Consider the following 13860-nt stretch of genomic DNA (forward strand, 5'->3'; position numbering starts at 1 on the left):
ATCTTAAACTTCAATTATAGCCTTAAAGCCTTTGTTTATTTCTGACTCAAAATTAATTCTACCACTAATAGCATTAATACGGTTTTCCACATTTAATAATCCATTACTCTTTTTTAAGTGACAACCAATACCATCATCTTTATAGTTTATTATTATCTTTTTAGAACTACTATTAAACGTAATTACTGCAATCGAAGCTTTGCTATGTTTTTTCATATTTATAAGTAGTTCTTGAAGGACTTTATATAAAGCAGTTTTCTTTATGTCAGAAACTTTCTCCCATTGTATTTTTGAGACATCCTTAAGGATAACATTTGTGTCAGAATTAGTGTAATTAATAGCTAAATCATTTAAAATTGTTTTAAAATCTCCAGTAATATTTAACTCTCCTAATTGTTTAGAAATATCCCTAGCTTTATCGTAGATATGTTCAATGTTACTTTTTAAGTTGCTGTTTATATCTGCTTCTGCTTCTAAGTTTGTCATTACTTGAAAAACGTCATTAGCAATTTCATCATGTACTTTTTTTGATATTCGAGATTCAGTTTTATAGACTTGTTGTAGTTTTTCTTTTTTGTGCTTAGATTTTAAAAGAAAAAATAAGAAAATTGAGGAAATAAAGATTATACTTCCTAAGAGTAAATAAATAGTTTTGTAGCGCTTTTGTTCTAAACTAGATAATTCTGCTTCCTTAGCTCTTATGTCTGCGTCTTTTGCCTTAAGTTGATTTTCTTTTGCTAATTTTTCTTGTTTTTCATAAGCATATTTTTTTGATGCATATTTATTTTGTGCTAACCTATTGCTTTTATTTATACTGTCTTCTAGTCTTTTTAATTTTAGAATTTTAGAATCTCTATTTAATTTACTGTAAAATGACAAAGTATTTAATAAATAGTCACTATTTCCGGTAGCTTCAGCAACTTCAATTGCTTTATTTGAATATTCCAAGGCTATTTTTCTTTTGTTTCTGTCTTTGTAATATTCTCCTATGTGCAAATAACTCTCAATGATTCCTGGTGTGTAGTTTAAATTCTGTCTCATTTTCAAAGCCTCTGTTAAGTTTTCTATGGCATCCAAATTTGCTATTTTGGATTGAGCGAATCCCAAATTATCCAGAGCTCTTGCAGTATTTTTTTTGTCATCAAAATATAAGCTACCTTGATATGATTTTTCATAGAACTTAATAGCAGATTCATAATCTTTTAAACCAAAATATACTTTACCAATATTATTTATAATTGTAGCTATATTCTTTGGGTCTTCGTTTAGTTCTAAAACTTTATTGTAAAATTTAAGAGATGTTTCATAGTCTTCAAGTTCTAAATATAGAATACCTAAAGAATTATATAGAGGTATTTTATATTCAAAGTTATCTTCTTCTAAATCATCGAGTATTTTAATAGCTTCAACGGCTGAATTCTCAGCTTCATATATCACTCCCATTTTTCTTTGCCCACGAGCAATATATGTTAAGTTATATACTAACCTTATGGAATTATTCTCTTGCTTTTGAATGACATTGTCTTTTCTAAAAAATGATATTGCATCTATAATATCATTATCATTTTTAGAATCATTTATCAATTTCACATAATAACTTAAACTGTCTACACTGTTTTGTGCTTCACTGTTTTGAGTAAAACAAAAAATAAATAAAAAAAAGAGGAATGAAATTTTTATTGGTTTCATTCCTCTAAAATAATAACAAATTAGTTATTACCCACCAGTTCCAGGTGGTGGTGGTGGAGGTGGTGGTGGTGGAGGCGGTGGATCAATTTCTCCACTTCCATCACAACAGGCTTGCTCTTTTACTTCTTCATTAAGTGCTTCTGGTGTGCACGAAAAGAAAGCTCCGTTGAGGAAAACCGTAAATAGAATTACATATATTTTTTTCATTTTGTTATGTTTAAAATTGAACAATAGTGTTGCTGTCCGAGTAATTCTCAGAGTATTTATTGCATAGCAACACAAACTAAATTTTGAAGAGGTACCTCTTCATTGGGAAGTATGGAGCGCAGAAGTAAAACAGTATCGTTACTTCCCAAATGGCAATCCCATTTTACTTTGCAACTCCAATATTGAATTGAATTTCGTAAGCCCTATTACGAGTAAGACGTTTATCAATTCTTAAGCAAATGAATGGAGATTTTTTTGTGAATAATGGAATTAAACTGGAAATAAATTGGAAAAGAATTTCCAATTTATTTCCAAAAATGAATTATTAACTTTAAGATTTGTTAATCATAATAAAATGCATAGAGAACTACTTATAAAAGCTTTTCAAAAGGCTGAAGAAGAAATACAAACAGATAAGGTTTTACCAAGAGCAAAATTGCTTTCAGATTTTATTCTAGAAGACAGTAAGGAACCTTATGGTGAAAAAATTTTGGGAATAAAGTTTAAGGCTGTAAAAGATGGCGCTAAAAAAACAATTCGACTAAAAAAACATGCCGAGGAAGCATTAAGTCATTACTTAGATTATGAAGATTATCCATCTTTTTTAAAAGCAAATAGTGTAGATAAACCAGATGATAAGGGTAGAGTGGAAATATTTTGGAATAAAAATAAGATTATACTGATAGTTTCATTAGTTATCATAACTAGCATAATAATTTATAACTCTTTAAATAGACAGCGTTGGATGATTTGGCAAGAAGATCATTATATAGAGGTGAAGTTAGATTTAGAGAAGTATAATGTAAATCAACTTAAAGTATATAAAGAAGAACGCGTAGAGTTTTTTAAGAAGATAAATCCAGATTGCAGTTATAAATTCTTTAATGATGATGGAAGTGTTATAATTTGGTATGGAAAGAACATTAAAAAAGAATTAGAATATTTTACAGCATTAGGTCTACATCCAGAAACTGGTGTTACTTTGAAACCAATCACTAATTATATGATTAATAAACATATTTGCGATAATTAACCAAAACTCTTCAGCAAAACTCTAGCTTGAAGATAGTTTTTTCTGGAACGACGTTGCTTTTTGAGTTCAAAATGCACATGAATAACTTCTCCAAACTTGGTGTTTTGTTCTAAATGGTGTATGAGCTCAAGAATTGAATTATAGTTTCCTTCTAAACTAAATTCGTAGGTCTTAGCTATAAGCTCATTTTGTTCTATTACATGAGGCTCTATAAACGAAGTAACTTTTATATCCTTTTCTTCCGAGAGTTTATTTAGTGTCTTTAAAAGATTATACTGTAATGAACCTTTTCCTATTTGGTATTGATTTAATAAAGTATCGTAGTATTTTTCTTTTTTCTTTAGAATAGCCAGTTGTGTAGGCATATCCTCAAATAATTTAGCCTCATTTTTAAGTGCTATATATTTATTTTTTAAATCAAAAGTTTTAGAAATTGAAACTTTGTAGGCTATTGCTGTTATGAATATAAACCCAATAGCTAAATAGATATTTTTAAGCTTGGGATTTTTCATTGATTTTTATTTTAATGCTAAAATTAGACTCACGTTTATTTACTGTTTCGTAATTAATTATATCAACAATTTTCACCCATTTTAGATTTTCAAGTTGAGTTAACCAACTTGAGAAAAACTCACTATCCAATGATTTTCCGCTTATTTCTATTGTCCCAAGTTGACTCTCTATACTTTTATTTGATTGAATTTTTTTATCGAGAGGCTGATAATTAAGCTCTTTTAAACTTAATGATTCTGGTATGCTAATAATAATTTCATTTATATAATAAGAAGCTTTAGAATTACTTAAACGTTGAACATCTTGCACCTTCTTTTTAGATTTTAAAACTTTATCTGCTAGCTTAGTCATTTTTTCTTGTGAAGATGACGTTATTTCAGAAGTGTTTCTTAGGTGGTCTAATTGATTGAAATAATAATTAAAGAATAAAAAATTAGTGATTAAAGTCACTAGCAAGAAAGTTATGATACCTCTTGATGCAAGTCTAAAAATGCGCTTATGTTTAAAGTTTTCTTTTAATTCTAAATGGTTGCGGTTAAAGTTACTTTTTAGAAGACTACTATTTAAAGCTAATTTTAAAGCTCCAGAAAATGCCAATAGATAGTTAGAGCTTATGTCCAAACCATTGACATTATATGTTTTACTCTCTGTAGTGTTTGATTTCTTAATATTTTGAATTTCTTTTTCATCTAAACTAATAATAGTGTTTGATAGAGAGATAGATTCCGTTTTATTCAGAAAACTAAGTGTATTGGAAATAATCAAATTACCAATAATAAAATCAACAATATTGATTCTATTTGTTTGATATTCTTTTAGAATAGTATCAATAACTTCTTTTCTGCATATTGAAACAAAAGCATTTCTCTTTTGTTTTAAAATTTCAAAATAAAACTCATCTTTATTAAGATTTGGAAATGCTTCGTTTAGTATTTTATTGTCATCTTGATGAGTACTATCTATGCTTTTTATTAGTACATCTGAAGTATTGATGACTAAAGTTACAGGCTTATCTTTACAAATAAGCTTAGCTACATCTTTTATATTATTAAAGCAATCCTTAGATATAATATCAAGCCTTTTTTTTGACTTTTTTAATTGTATAACATTAAAAACCTCTTCACTATCCTGTGTTGTGTATTCTATACCAAAAACGGTATTGCCAATTTCTAAATATGACGCTATTTTAGATTTCATTAATCAATAATTGTTGGCTTTATAAATACAGTAAGCCTTGACTTTCTTGCTTCTCTTTTACGCTTGCTAAAAAGCCACTTAATTATAGGAACTCTTGCAAGAAAAGGTACACCTGAGCCACTATTGTTTTTAAAATTTTCTTCAAGTCCACCTAAAACAGCAATATCTTTATCTTTCATTCTTACTGTTGATGAAAAGTTCCGTGAATTTATATCAGGTGGTGCATCTTCAGCTATTCTATTTCCAAAGCTAGACTGCACAACTTTTATATTTAATAAAACTTGCCCATCACCAGTGACATAAGGTTTAATATCTAGTCCTAGTTTTGCATCAATAGGGAAGTAGTTACGGATTTCATTAGTTACAGGGTTATCAGTTCCAAATGTATTTCTATCTGTAACTGCATAATATGAAGTCTGTCCATTAGAGAATGAAGCTCTATGACCATTGAGTGTAGCCAACTTTGGAGTTGACTTTATTTTTAAGTCTCCATTAGTCTCCATAGCTTTTATGGTGGCAAAAAAATTAGGTACTACGCTGCCAAAATTAAATGCCGATGTATTACCAAAGCCATTTATAATTTTATTAATTGTTTTTGCACCCAAGGTTAAATCTGTATTTGGAAAAATTCCACCTTGTGTTGTACTAGGATTATCTCCAATACCCCATTCAACACCAGTTTCAACAGTATTACTAATACTGGCTTCAACTATCATAACCTCGATAATAATTACAGGAATTGGCTTATCTATGTGAGTGATAAAATCTTTAAAAAATTGAATTTTTGCTCCAGTACCAGTAACATATATGCTATTTAGTTCTATATCAACTTTAAAATCTAAGCCTTCTTTAACTTCGTCTGGTATTAAGTCTAAGATATCTTTTTCTTCTCCTTCAATTTCTAATGTATTTTGGTCTTGATAATTTCGATCTATTGGTCTAGTTGTATTGCTATTATTGAAGTTTCCTTGAGGCGTAAAACGAACATTTCTATTAGACCTATTAAAATTGCTTTCTACAACACTAGAGTTAATATCTGATTGCGTATCTGGCATTAGATTTACAGAACGATGTCTTAATCTAATAATTTCAACATTTCTAACGCTTAATTGATGCTCTGTTCCGAAATAATAGATATTGTTTTCCTTTTTATATGTAAATCTTTTCCTTTTCGAAACTGAAGAGTTATTCTGTACTGTATTAGTTCTATTGGAAGAGGTAATGGTTTTATTTGTAGATGTTATTACTTCAGTTTGAGTTTCAAACATTTTGTTCAATAACTCATCAAAAGTGATATTCTGGGCTCTAAAAGTAATGTTGCCTGCTTCTTTTAATGGTGTCGCTGTAAATCTATTAATAGCCAATGTATCTCCCAACTGATTAACAATCTCTTCTATAGAAATATTTTCGAAGTTTACATTAAGTAATTGATTATTGATATCAATAACTTCAAAAGCCACATCAGAATTTATTCTTCCGTAAAAACTACTTTTGGACGTTTTGTCTTTATTTAGCGTATCAAATACATAAAAATTATCTTTTGTTTTTACTAAGGTCATATTATTCGTTAATGCCAATTTCTCCATAGCAGAGTCAAAATTCACAAGCTTCATATAGGCATTCAACTTTGTGTTTTCCATCCCAGGTGCAAAAACTAAATTTTTGCCTGTCTTATCCATTATAACTTTAAACACGTCATAAAGGTTATTATCCTTTATATCCATATCGACTTCATTGAATTGAGGATTATATTGGACATAGATATCGTGTTTCTTTGGTACAATATCTTTAGAATTGTAAGGCTTTATAGACAATATGTTTTCTGTAAATTCTATAGTTAAGCTATATTCTTTACATAGAAAAAGTATAGCTGTAGATACATTTACATTTGAAAAGTTATTTGAGATGGTAGCTTGCTGAATGTTTGGGGAAACATTCATGTTAATTTTATGAATATTAGATACAGCTAATAAAAAACTGGATAATGATATGTTATTAAGCGCAATATCCGTGTTTAATTGTTCTGAAAGCCCTGGAGAAGAAGAAGCTGTAATTTCTAGCTTGTTTCTTAAATCATTAATACGTTGCGTTTCATCTTGAGTATACCCAAATTGGAGTGAAAGAAAAATGAAAAGTATGAATATTTTAAATTTTAATTTCATTCAATTAGTTGTTTAAAAGTGGGTAAACCTCTTCAAGAGATGTAATTCCGTCTCTAACTAGATTTATTGCATTTTGCTTAAGCGTTACAATTTTATTATCATTTAAATAATCATCAATGTCCAGTTCATTAGATTTAATATGCCTTATGAGGGATGTATTTATAGGTATTATCTCATAAATGGCTTTACGTCCACTATATCCAGTATAAAAGCAGGACGGACATCCAATAGGAACAAATTGTTGCTCTAAGCCTTTATCAGGTTTGTAGTTTAGTGGGTAATCTTCCGATTTTATCTTTTTTCTTTCTTTACATTTCACACACAGTTTTCTAACTAAACGTTGCGCAACACTGACATTTAATGTACTTGCAATTAAGAATGGTGGAATACCCATATCTACTAATCTAGATATTGTAGCCCATGCAGAATTTGTATGTATTGTTGACAGAACTAAATGTCCTGTTAAGGATGCTCTTATAGCCATGTTAGCAGTTTTTACATCTCTTATCTCACCAACCATAATGACATCTGGGTCTTGTCTTAAAAATGTTCTAAGTGTGCTCGAAAAATCAAGACCTATGTTTTCTCTAAGCTGTACTTGGTTGATACCTTCAAGAGTGTACTCAATAGGGTCTTCAATAGTTAGAATATTAGTTTTTTCATTATTGAGTAATTTTAAAGTAGCATATAGAGTTGTTGTTTTGCCAGAACCTGTTGGTCCAGATATTAGGACTATACCATTTGGTTTTTTAACACATTCTTTATATGTAATTAACTCTTTGGTAGTGAAGCCAAGATCATTTAATTGAATATGTTCTGCATCTTTACTCAATATTCTGAGTACCATTTTTTCACCATGTAGAGTAGGTAAAGATGATACTCTAATATCATATTCCTCAGTCACAGACTTTATACTTATTCTACCATCTTGAGGTAGACGTTTTTCAGAAATATCTAATCCAGCTCTAATTTTTAACTTATTAATGATGACAGGATATTCTTCTGTTGCTATAATGTAGTATTCTTTCAGTTTTCCATCTAAACGTAGTCTAACTCTGCACTTATGTTCAAAGACTTCAAAATGGATATCACTACTGCCAATTTGTTTTGCACTATCAATGAGTTTTTCTAAAAAATCTGTGCTGTAATTTAAATTTTGAGTGTTTGCCTGTGTTTTAATTCTGAAATTATGGCTTAGATATTTTTCTATGTTATTGTCAGAATCTTCAATTAGCTTTATATCTCTTCCTAAAACAATTTTTAGCTCTTGCTTTAAATCATCTGTTACGTCCTTAGTTTTAAAGGTAATTATATCATCTTCTAATGCTATAGGAATAATATTATAGTTGTAAGCTTGTTCACTACTAATTAGTTGAACTAACTGTGTTGGTATTTGAAATTCAGCTACCATTATATACTATAAAGGTTAGTGGTTATACCAGTCCAATTCGAAACGTAAACTAGAATAAAAAATAGACTCATATAACCAGCAAGTGGTATTGTAGTTACTTTGTTTTTTTGCTTAAGAAGTAAGTGTAATAGTAAGGAAAATATAAGTGAGAAAACGAAAATAACTATATACGATATTGACGCAAAGCTGAATGCTAAGCCTATAAAAAGTAAAGCATCACCCAAGCCAAAAACATTTTTAGGAGATGTTTTTAGTTTAAATATTGAGTAACTATATACAATAGTGAGTAAGAAAACAACCATAGCTAGATTAACCAAAACATTGATAATAAATAATTCAAGAATAGTACTATTGTAGAATAATATTCCTGAAATTAAGGCTACCAAAGGAAATAAGAACCAATATACCTGTCGTTCTTTTATATCTTGAAAAAGAATCAAAGCAAACCCTGTGATAAGTATGATTTTTAATAGAATCATTAATTAGTCTTTAACTATTTGTTTTGGGTTACCATTTTCATCAATCTCCCAAACATTAAATACACCATCACCATCAAAATCATTAATTGCTGTTGCTCTGGCTTTAAAAGATGTATCAGATGCATTTAAAATTTCATATACATAATTGCTAGTACCTTCTTCCTTAGTAGTTTTTGGAGGTTCAAAATCCAACTCATTCATGTTAATGGTGTATTTAGAATTGAGATACCTATGCGTTGTTTGATTATTATAGATGTACTTTAACTGAATTTGAGCTTCAACACTTTTTGTTCTTGCAATTAGAGGCATTAGACTTGGCAAGGCTAATAATAAAAGAATGCCAATTATGGCCAATACTGTTAATACTTCCTGAAGATTAAAAGCATCTACTTTATTTTTTTGCTTCATAGCTATAGAATTTAAATTTTAAAGAAAGCCAGCTATTTCAGCTTTTACTATTAAGTCTCTATCACTACCATTATCAACTTCAAAAGTTGTTTTTAGTCCATACTTTCTCTGTTCTACTGCACTTTTAGATAAGCAAACAAGCTCAGCTATTTCAGAGGTTTTAGCACCTTTATGTAGATGATATAGTAATTGACGGTCAATCTTGTCAAGTACAAAACTATTAGAGATATGTCTACGTATTAATTGCTGTATAGCCTTACTGTAGTATGGTGGCTCTTGTAATACAGACTGTATAGCATCTAGTAATTTTAAATAATTAATATCACTTTTTATAAGAAAGCCATCAGGATCTATAGACTTAAGAATATTGTTAAGTCTATAATTATTATTATGGGAGGTAAAAACAATAACCTTAACTTTTGGAAATAAACTTTTTATTTCTATTCCTAAATCTTCTCCTGACAAAATACGTTTGTCACTCGAAGGCGGAATAGATATATCCAATAAGATTAAATCAAAAGGTACTGACTTTACTGCTCTATCAATTTCATTAAGGGCTAAATCAGAGTTTGTTGCTGACTTTACTTTAAAATCATAACGTCCGTTAGATTCACTAATACTATTTAATGCATTCTTTAACACATCAATAATCAGTGGTTCATCTTCTACAATTAAAACATTAATTGGTTCACACATATTCTTTCTAATATCCACACCTGTATAAGAAGGTGTATTCAACTTCTACGAAAATATTAGATGTGTGATAATTACAACAAAGGAAAAGCCTTTGAATAAATGGGGGAAATCCACAACTGTAAAAAAAATAAGGGATATAAATTTACAGACATTATTTAAGAACTCGACTGTATGTCAGTAAAAAATATTATTGATGTAATAATCGGGGCTTAATTAAGAATATCAGGGTAAATAATCCAATAAACGTATTTAAAAATGAAAAAACAACTTAATTCAGTTATCAAGATTTTGATAGGCTTGCTCCCTCTATTAGCTCTATCTCAGGAGCTTCCAGAGGTTTTACCACCGTCACCAACTGTTGCTAACCTAATGCAATTTGAAGAAGTCCCAGTAAGTTACTATACTGGACAACCTAATATTTCTATTCCTATTTACTCGAAAGGTTTAAGTGGTGATTTGTCTGTAAATGTAAGTTTAAGCTACAATACCCAAGGAGTTAAGATTAATAACCGCTCTGGATGGACAGGTACGGGATGGTCTTTAAATGCAGGTGGTACAATATCCAGAACAGTTAGAGGAGAACCAGATGAGATTTCTACTAATACGCACAGTACTAAAGTAGGTATTTATCATTTAGACGATTATTGGAATTATGATAACCCTTCCACAGATAAAGCAAAGTTTAACTATCATGTGGCAGGAACAAGTGCTGAGAAATATGATAATAAGCCAGATTTATATCAATTTAATTTTATGGGCTATTCTGGTCGCTTTATTATTTTAAAAGAAGCTAATAATACTTTAGTACCCAAATTCATAACAAACAACTCTAATATAAAAGTTGAATTTGTAAACACTACTGACTATACTATTACAAGTTTTAAAGTTACTGACTCTAAAGGCTATATCTATACTTTTAATGCTGTTGAAAGTTCTCTGACTTACCCATTTACTGGTACACAAACTCAAGGTCAAGGAAGCACATATAACGTTTCTGCTTCTCAAGCCCAACAAGCCTATTCAGCAAATACTGCATGGCATCTTACAAAAGTTGAAAATAGCTCTGGATTAGAATTATTAAGTCTTGCATATAATTTTATTACCGAAAATTATACTGTATCAATAAGTAGCACTAAAAATGTTATTCTGGGAATGGATCCCGCTAGTTTTCAAATAATTACTAGTAATTCTTATAATCAAGGTATACTAGAGCCCTACCATACTATTAGCTATCAAAACGTAAATACTGGAACTCAAAAGCTATCTAACATATCATTCCCTCAGGATAATGTTGTGATAAGTTTTGATGTAGATACTAACTATACACATCCTGAAACACTAGGTAGACTTCTAAAAAATATAGAAATAAAAAGAGGGACTGAAATTGATAAAACTTTCACTTTTGATTATGAAGAAACAATTGACAACTCTACACCAGTAATAAAAAAACGTGTATGGCTAACCAAACTTACCGAAACTAGTGGAAATATAGATCAAGAATATCAATTGAATTATTATCAAAAAGAAAACCTACCCGGTTTTAATGATGGATATCAAGATAGTGCATGGGGTTATAATAGTGGTATAAATTTGGGTTTACTAAGTTGCTCAAATAATACATATAATGATAATATCATTAAAACAGGTCTTCTTTCATCAATAGAATATCCTACTGGTGGTGTTAAAGAATTTGAATTTGAGCATAACACATATTCATATTTTCAAGATGATCTTATTGATTATGATGACTACATAGAAAATCCTAGAAATACAGAAATAGTATCTCAATTTACAGATGATTTGACATATACCAATGGTTCATCACCTGTGGAATTATTAATTGACACGTTTACTTTAGATTTTGAACAAGAAATACATATTTCTTCTTGGGTTACTGCTTCTCCAAGTCAATACTTAAATGAGCATAGAATAAAAATATCTCAAGCTAATAATCAAGGTAGCTCATTCTTTTTTGATTTAAATGAACAATGCCAGAGCTCGACTAATCTTTCAGCGGGAAATTATACCATGTCGTTAGTGCCAACTGAAAATTTACTTTTGGATCAATATTCAATAACAGGAGATTATAGAGTTTCTTTTGTAGAGGAAAAAGCAACTATAAAACAAGAAATGATAGGCGGAGGTGTAAGGATAAAGGAGATTAGATTCAAGGATGATATCAACACCCTCAATTTATCTAAAAAAATACTTTACGAATACAAAGATGAAAATAACAGTAATCTTTCTTCAGGAGTTATTGATTCGAAAGCTGATAAGCTTGACCGAAAATATATTAAAAACACATCTCGTTTTGTGTTTGGTAATACTCTAAATAATTGTGGTGCTTTTTTAGTACAAAATATTCAATATCAAGTTACAGAAAACAGTTATAATGTAGAACTCTCTCAAGGAAGTTATGTAGGGTATGAACATGTAAAAGTGACAGAAGAAAATAATGGGTATAAAACTTATTCTTACACATCACCTGCGTTATATCCAAGTCCTTTAGGTACGTTTTCCTATGAAATTCCTAGACCAAAAGAAAATATAGATTATAAAAGAGGCCTTTTATTGGAGGAAAAAATATTCAATCAAACAGGTGAGATTTTAAAGGAAGTTAGTTATAAAGATATTAATAATGAACCTAATTATGAGTTTGCAGAAACACTACTTTTTAAAGATAGATCTGTCTTTAAGCCAAATTGTGAATATCTTCAGTTTTATGATTTATATACATTTTATGAGAGTGGTACTGTGCAACTTCATGTACCTTCGTCAACAAGCGGAAATTGTTCACAGCCGAGTTACTCTCCAACTCCATGTGGTGCATTTCCAGTATTTACTGCAGACTTTAATTCCGGTTGGGCAAAGCTTAAGGGTTCTACAACCAAAGAATACTTCTACGACACTTTAGGTACCCAAAGCGTCAAAGAAACGCGTCAAGTCTTTACTTACAACTCTGATAATTATCAAATAGCAACTCAAGATACCTATTATGATATAAAAGGTGTTGACGAACATTTAGAGACTAAATATTATTATCCTGTTGGTCCTTCACTAAATAGTAATTCTACAGCCGTTAAGAATACTCTTGTTGCAACAAATAAAGTTACTGAAATTTTAGAATCCCAATCTTTTAGAAACAGTAACAAAATCAGTGAGACGCATAATATTTATGACGATTTTGATGCTAGTGCCAACGATTTAATGTTACCAAAAGAAATTAGGGTTGGTAAAAGCACATTAACACCAGAAACTCGTGTAGAATTCTTAAAGTACGATAGCTATGGTAATCCTACTGAGGTCAAAAAGACAAATGGTACATCTATCATATATGTTTACGGCTTTAACGGCTCACTGCCTGTAGCTAAGATTACCAATGGCAATTATACTACTGTTCAAAATACAGTGGGCAATACGCTTAATGTAGCGACTAACCTTACAACCACTCAAGAAAACACTCTAAGGTCTTCTCTCCCAAATGCGATGATATCCTTTTACAGGTATGACCCACTAAAAGGCGTAATAAGTACTATAGATGACAAAGGCTACGAAACGACCTATGAATATGACGAATTTAACCGTCTTAAAGTAGTTAAAGATGCCCAAGGCAACATCTTAGGCGAGAATAGTTACCATTATAAAAATCAATAAATATAATAGATATGAAATTAATGTATACAAGCATTGTACTGCTACTATTGGTTATAGCACCATTAAATGAAGTGAGTTCTACATTTACACTTAATTGTAGTAATACCGAAGTCGATAATGTTTCTTCTAATGTTGTTTCAACAATAGAGGTATTAGATGATACTGTTGTTTGGACACAGTTTCAGACGACAGAGGACATACCATCAAGCTTTGATATTGTATCCACTTCAGGTAGTTGGGATGCTACCAACTCTACTGGACAGTTAAGCTATATACTTAACCAAGATGGCTATCAAGCAGACTTTAGTGTTACAGGAACCAACTCAGGGATAAGTGCACAGTTTGTGTTTCATATTTCGGATACACAACAAGAGACTTACAATTTCTTGGTTAGTAGCATCACTTATTAAT

General features: G+C 30.1%; 12 protein-coding genes. 3 read left to right on the forward strand and 9 right to left on the reverse strand.

Features of this window, described 5'->3' with window-relative positions:
- Positions 1-3 precede the first annotated feature (3 nt).
- The gene (locus BTO05_RS00515) at positions 4-1590 is read right to left on the reverse strand and encodes a tetratricopeptide repeat-containing sensor histidine kinase (protein WP_198295243.1); all 1587 of its coding nucleotides are present in this window, start codon (positions 1588-1590) and stop codon (positions 4-6) included.
- Positions 1591-1716: 126 nt separating this feature from the next.
- The gene (locus BTO05_RS00520; protein WP_087490776.1) at positions 1717-1896 is read right to left on the reverse strand and encodes a hypothetical protein; all 180 of its coding nucleotides are present in this window, start codon (positions 1894-1896) and stop codon (positions 1717-1719) included.
- Positions 1897-2251: 355 nt separating this feature from the next.
- On the opposite strand from BTO05_RS00520, the gene BTO05_RS00525 reads away from it, so the two are divergent.
- A complete protein-coding gene (locus BTO05_RS00525; RefSeq protein ID WP_157662494.1) occupies positions 2252-2929 on the forward strand; it encodes a hypothetical protein in 678 nt (225 codons plus the stop codon).
- On the opposite strand, the gene BTO05_RS00530 is transcribed toward BTO05_RS00525, so the two are convergent.
- Genes BTO05_RS00530 through BTO05_RS00560 form a run of 7 tightly spaced genes read right to left on the reverse strand, consistent with a single transcriptional unit; the run spans position 2926 to position 9837 of the window.
- On the reverse strand, positions 2926-3441 hold the full coding sequence (locus BTO05_RS00530; protein WP_087490778.1) for a hypothetical protein: 516 nt from the start codon (positions 3439-3441) through the stop codon (positions 2926-2928). The two genes, BTO05_RS00525 and BTO05_RS00530, sit on opposite strands and share 4 nt — an antisense overlap.
- Positions 3422-4639, reverse strand: coding sequence for a hypothetical protein (locus BTO05_RS00535; RefSeq protein WP_087490779.1), 1218 nt, complete (start codon positions 4637-4639; stop codon positions 3422-3424). Before BTO05_RS00535 ends, BTO05_RS00530 begins: the two co-directional genes overlap by 20 nt.
- On the reverse strand, positions 4639-6801 hold the full coding sequence (locus tag BTO05_RS00540; protein WP_087490780.1) for a type II secretion system protein GspD: 2163 nt from the start codon (positions 6799-6801) through the stop codon (positions 4639-4641). The genes BTO05_RS00535 and BTO05_RS00540 overlap by 1 nt, the downstream gene beginning before the upstream one ends.
- A gap of 4 nt (positions 6802-6805) precedes the next feature.
- Positions 6806-8212, reverse strand: coding sequence for a GspE/PulE family protein (locus BTO05_RS00545; RefSeq protein ID WP_087490781.1), 1407 nt, complete (start codon positions 8210-8212; stop codon positions 6806-6808).
- Complete coding sequence (locus tag BTO05_RS00550) at positions 8212-8691, reverse strand: hypothetical protein (protein WP_087490782.1); 480 nt, start codon at positions 8689-8691, stop codon at positions 8212-8214. Before BTO05_RS00550 ends, BTO05_RS00545 begins: the two co-directional genes overlap by 1 nt.
- Positions 8692-8694: 3 nt before the next feature.
- A complete protein-coding gene (locus BTO05_RS00555) occupies positions 8695-9099 on the reverse strand; it encodes a prepilin-type N-terminal cleavage/methylation domain-containing protein (RefSeq protein WP_087490783.1) in 405 nt (134 codons plus the stop codon).
- Between the two features lie 18 nt (positions 9100-9117).
- The gene (locus BTO05_RS00560; protein ID WP_087490784.1) at positions 9118-9837 is read right to left on the reverse strand and encodes a response regulator; all 720 of its coding nucleotides are present in this window, start codon (positions 9835-9837) and stop codon (positions 9118-9120) included.
- 213 nt (positions 9838-10050) lie between these two features.
- Here BTO05_RS00560 and BTO05_RS00565 point away from each other — a divergent pair, with 213 nt between their 5' ends.
- Together BTO05_RS00565 and BTO05_RS00570 are read left to right on the forward strand one after the other, a co-directional pair.
- The gene (locus tag BTO05_RS00565) at positions 10051-13449 is read left to right on the forward strand and encodes an RHS repeat domain-containing protein (protein ID WP_087490785.1); all 3399 of its coding nucleotides are present in this window, start codon (positions 10051-10053) and stop codon (positions 13447-13449) included.
- An 11-nt stretch (positions 13450-13460) separates the two neighbouring features.
- On the forward strand, positions 13461-13859 hold the full coding sequence (locus BTO05_RS00570; RefSeq protein ID WP_157662495.1) for a hypothetical protein: 399 nt from the start codon (positions 13461-13463) through the stop codon (positions 13857-13859).
- The last annotated feature ends 1 nt before the right edge of the window (position 13860 follow it).

The organism is Winogradskyella sp. PC-19, assembly GCF_002163855.1.
Taxonomy (GTDB): Bacteria; Bacteroidota; Bacteroidia; order Flavobacteriales; family Flavobacteriaceae; genus Winogradskyella.

Bases quoted from the DNA above. Each gene is read 5' to 3' on its own strand.
- BTO05_RS00520 (WP_087490776.1), bottom strand. From the start codon at position 1,896: ATGAAAAAAATATATGTAATTCTATTTACGGTTTTCCTCAACGGAGCT.
- BTO05_RS00525 (WP_157662494.1), top strand. From the start codon at position 2,252: ATGCATAGAGAACTACTTATAAAAGCTTTTCAAAAGGCTGAAGAAGAA.
- BTO05_RS00530 (WP_087490778.1), bottom strand. From the start codon at position 3,441: ATGAAAAATCCCAAGCTTAAAAATATCTATTTAGCTATTGGGTTTATA.
- BTO05_RS00535 (WP_087490779.1), bottom strand. From the start codon at position 4,639: ATGAAATCTAAAATAGCGTCATATTTAGAAATTGGCAATACCGTTTTT.
- BTO05_RS00540 (WP_087490780.1), bottom strand. From the start codon at position 6,801: ATGAAATTAAAATTTAAAATATTCATACTTTTCATTTTTCTTTCACTC.
- BTO05_RS00545 (WP_087490781.1), bottom strand. From the start codon at position 8,212: ATGGTAGCTGAATTTCAAATACCAACACAGTTAGTTCAACTAATTAGT.
- BTO05_RS00550 (WP_087490782.1), bottom strand. From the start codon at position 8,691: ATGATTCTATTAAAAATCATACTTATCACAGGGTTTGCTTTGATTCTT.
- BTO05_RS00555 (WP_087490783.1), bottom strand. From the start codon at position 9,099: ATGAAGCAAAAAAATAAAGTAGATGCTTTTAATCTTCAGGAAGTATTA.
- BTO05_RS00565 (WP_087490785.1), top strand. From the start codon at position 10,051: ATGAAAAAACAACTTAATTCAGTTATCAAGATTTTGATAGGCTTGCTC.
- BTO05_RS00570 (WP_157662495.1), top strand. From the start codon at position 13,461: ATGAAATTAATGTATACAAGCATTGTACTGCTACTATTGGTTATAGCA.